General features: G+C 74.4%; 2 protein-coding genes. One reads left to right on the top strand and one right to left on the bottom strand.

The genetic code is table 11. The features are described from left to right. Positions 1-348: 348 nt before the first annotated feature. Positions 349-2,406 (top strand): DNA helicase RecQ, encoded by a 2,058-nt coding sequence (gene recQ / locus AOK18_RS25585; protein ID WP_055695868.1) that lies wholly within the window; start codon positions 349-351, stop codon positions 2,404-2,406. A 114-nt stretch (positions 2,407-2,520) separates the two neighbouring features. Here the strand turns inward: recQ and AOK18_RS25590 are convergent, their stop codons facing one another. Next, a complete protein-coding gene (locus tag AOK18_RS25590) occupies positions 2,521-3,459 on the bottom strand; it encodes a M56 family metallopeptidase (RefSeq protein WP_055695869.1) in 939 nt (312 codons plus the stop codon). Between the last annotated feature and the right edge of the window lie 155 nt (positions 3,460-3,614).

Here is a 3,614-nt window from a genome sequence, read left to right on the forward strand (position 1 = left end):
GGTGGTGCTGGGCGTGGCACCGCAGTACTTCCTGGAGCTGGCGGGGACCGCGGGGGTGTTCGTGCGCTGACCCGGCGCCCGCCGACGACAGGCGGCCCGGCACCCGCTCGGGGGGTGCCGGGCCGCCTGTCGTCCCGGCTCGCGGCGGAGCGCGGCTGTGCGCAAGGTGAGCGGACCGTGACCGCCGATGTGCGGAGGTGACGGATCCGGGGCCCTGTGGACACGTCCGGGGCGGTGCTCTGTGGACAACTCCGGGGATGTCGGTGAAGGCGCCTATCGTGGGCGCAGTGGTCGAGAACGGCCGCAGTGGACGTGGCGGCCGCGAGTGGCCGTACGGGGGGCGGGACGATGGGTGGGACGGACGGTAGTGGTGGGATGACAGTGACGGAGAGCGGGGCGCTGGCGGCGCTGCACCGGGTGTTCGGATTCGACTCCTTCCGCGGTGAGCAGCAGGCGGTGATCGAGCATGTGATCGCGGGCGGGGACGCCGTGGTGCTCATGCCGACCGGCGGCGGCAAGTCGTTGTGCTACCAGATCCCGGCCCTGGTCAGACCGGGTACGGGAGTCGTCGTCTCGCCGCTGATCGCGCTGATGCAGGACCAGGTGGACGCGCTGCGGGCGCTCGGCGTGCGCGCCGGGTTCATGAACTCCACGCAGGACTTCGAGGAGCGGCGCGTCGCCGAGGCCGAGTTCCTCGCCGGCGAGCTGGACCTGCTGTACCTCGCGCCGGAGCGGCTGCGGCTGAACAGCACGCTGGACCTGCTGTCGCGGGGGAAGATCTCCGTCTTCGCGATCGACGAGGCGCACTGCGTGTCCCAGTGGGGGCACGACTTCCGCCCGGACTACCTCTCCCTGTCGCTGCTCGGCGAGCGCTGGCCGGACGTGCCCCGGATCGCGCTCACCGCGACGGCCACGCACGCCACGCACCGGGAGATCACCGAGCGGCTGGCCATGCCGGACGCCCGGCACTTCGTGGCGAGCTTCGACCGCCCCAACATCCAGTACCGGATCGTGCCCAAGGCCGACCCCAGGAAGCAGCTGCTGAACTTCCTGCGGGAGGAGCACGCGGGCGACGCGGGCATCGTCTACTGCCTCTCCCGCAACTCCGTGGAGAAGACCGCCGAGTTCCTCGTCCGCAACGGCATCGAGGCGGTGCCGTACCACGCGGGACTGGACGCGGGGACGCGTGCCGCGCACCAGTCCCGCTTCCTGCGGGAGGAGGGCCTGGTCGTGGTGGCGACCATCGCCTTCGGCATGGGCATCGACAAGCCGGACGTCCGGTTCGTCGCCCACCTCGACCTGCCCAAGTCCGTCGAGGGCTACTACCAGGAGACGGGCCGTGCGGGCCGTGACGGGCTGCCGTCCACGGCCTGGATGGCGTACGGCCTCAACGACGTCATCCAGCAGCGCAAGCTGATCCAGTCCGGGGAGGGCGACGAGGCGTTCCGGCGCCGGGCCGGTCAGCACCTGGACGCGATGCTCGCCCTGTGCGAGACGGTCCGGTGCCGGCGCGGGCAGCTCCTGGCCTACTTCGGCCAGGACACCCCCGACCCGGCGGGCTGCGGCAACTGCGACACCTGCCTCACCCCGCCGGAGACCTGGGACGGCACCGTCGCGGCGCAGAAGGTGCTGTCCACGGTGGTCCGGCTGCAGCGGGAGCGCGGGCAGAAGTTCGGCGCGGTGCAGATCGTGGACATCCTGCTGGGCAAGCGCACCGCCAAGGTCATCCAGTTCGACCACGACCAGCTCTCCGTGTTCGGGATCGGCGACGATCTGGAGGAGGGCGAGTGGCGGGGCGTCGTCCGGCAGCTGCTGGCCCAGGGGCTGCTCGCGGTCGAGGGGGACTACGGCACGCTGGTGCTGACCGAGGCCAGCGGGACCGTGCTGCGGCGCGAGCGGGAGGTGCCGCTGCGCAAGGAGCCGAAGAAGCCGGCGGCCTCCCGGACCGGGTCCTCGGGCTCGGGCTCGGGGAAGGGCAGGGCCAGGGCCGCGGCGGCCGAACTGCCCGAGGAACTCCTCCCGGCCTTCGAGGCACTGCGCGCCTGGCGTGCCGAACAGGCCCGCGAGCAGGGCGTCCCCGCGTACGTCATCTTCCACGACGCCACACTCCGCGAGATCGTCACGGCCTGGCCGGGCTCGGTCGCCGAGCTCGGCGGGATCGGCGGAGTGGGGGAGAAGAAACTCGCGACGTACGGGGAGGGCGTGCTGGAGGTGCTCGGTGCGCTGGACGGGCCGAGGGGCGGACCACCGGCGGAGGCCCCGGCCGGGGCGCGGGGGCCGGATGCGGCCGGGGAGAGCGGCACCGGGGGCGCCGCCCCCGCACAGGACCGTGCCGGGTCCGGGGCCGTGTCCGACCACGACTGGCCCGAGATGGACGCCGAGCCGGAGCCCGAGGACTGGATGTAGCCGACGGGCGCCGGGCACCGGCAGCGCACGCTGCTTGCCGGATGCCGGATGCCGGATGCCGGATGCCGGGCTTCGGGTGCTGGGTGCCGGGGGTCGGATGTGCGGCTCCCGGGGCTACGGCAGGGCGGTGAGGCCCGGGGCGAAGGCGATCAGGAGGGGAAGGAGCGGGACCAGGGCCGCCGCCGTGGTGGTCAGGGCGCGGTCGCGGCGGCCGAGGCGGGGCGGGGGCTTCAGGAGCCGGTCGACGCGCTCGCCGAGCAGGCGGTGGCTGGAGGCGCAGGACAGCACGCCCCGGTGCTGGTTGAGCTCGATCAGGGCCAGTGCCGTGGTCATGTGGCCGCAGCGGCGGGAGGCCGTGTCGTCGGCGGCGAGCTCGACCAGGCGGTGGGTCTGGTCGCAGAAGTGGGTGAGGAGCGGGACGCGGGGGAAGCCGGTGGCCAGGGCGGTGGAGAGGTGCAGCAGCCAGTGGTGGTGGGCGCGGGCGTGGCCGCGTTCGTGGGCGAGGACGGCGTCGACCTGATGGTCGGTGAGGCGGCGCAGGGCGCCGGTGGTGACGATCAGCCGGGGCGGGCTGCCCGGCATCCACCAGGCGTCCGGGTACTCGTCCTCGAGGACCAGCAGGGGCCCGCGGGGCGCGGGGAGACCGGCGGGCAGGTCGGGGACGCGCTCCCGCAGGTGCGCCCGAGCCCGGGCCCGGCGCCGGCGGGCGTCGACCAGTTCCCGTCCGAGCACGGCCGTGGTCCAGGCCGCGCCGCAGGCCAGCAGCACGGTGAGGGCGGCCGTCCAGGGCGGGGCGGCGGACAGGTCGTACGCCGCGGTCACCGCGGGCGGGGCCGGGGCGAAGAGCTGGGCGCGGACCGTGCCGAAGACGGCCGCGGCGGCCAGGGCCAGGGCGCTCACGCAGCACAGCAGGACCGTGGCGACCAGGCACTGCCAGGCCCACAGGGCGACCACCGGCTCCCGCTCCGGCCACTTCGCCCGGGACAGCGCGCGGGGCGCGGGCCCGGCGGCCGTCACGGCGACAACGCTCAGCAGGAGCAGGCAGAAGGTCATGCCACGGGTTCCGGTTCCTGTCGGAAGAGGGAAGCTTCGGACGTGTGGTGCGGACGTGTGCGAGGGGCGTGCGGGCGGTGCGGAGGGTGCGGGCGGTGCGGGCGGTGCCCGACGTGCGGAGGGCGTGGGGCGGTGCGTCGGGCGTCGCCCGCACC

Origin of the sequence: Streptomyces prasinopilosus (assembly GCF_001419695.1) — a bacterium.
In the GTDB taxonomy this organism is placed as follows: Bacteria; Actinomycetota; Actinomycetes; order Streptomycetales; family Streptomycetaceae; genus Streptomyces; species Streptomyces prasinopilosus.

Excerpts from the sequence above, each read along its gene's own strand:
- AOK18_RS25590 (WP_055695869.1), bottom strand. The coding sequence starts at position 3,459 with ATGACCTTCTGCCTGCTCCTGCTGAGCGTTGTCGCCGTGACGGCCGCC.
- recQ (WP_055695868.1), top strand. The coding sequence starts at position 349 with ATGGGTGGGACGGACGGTAGTGGTGGGATGACAGTGACGGAGAGCGGG.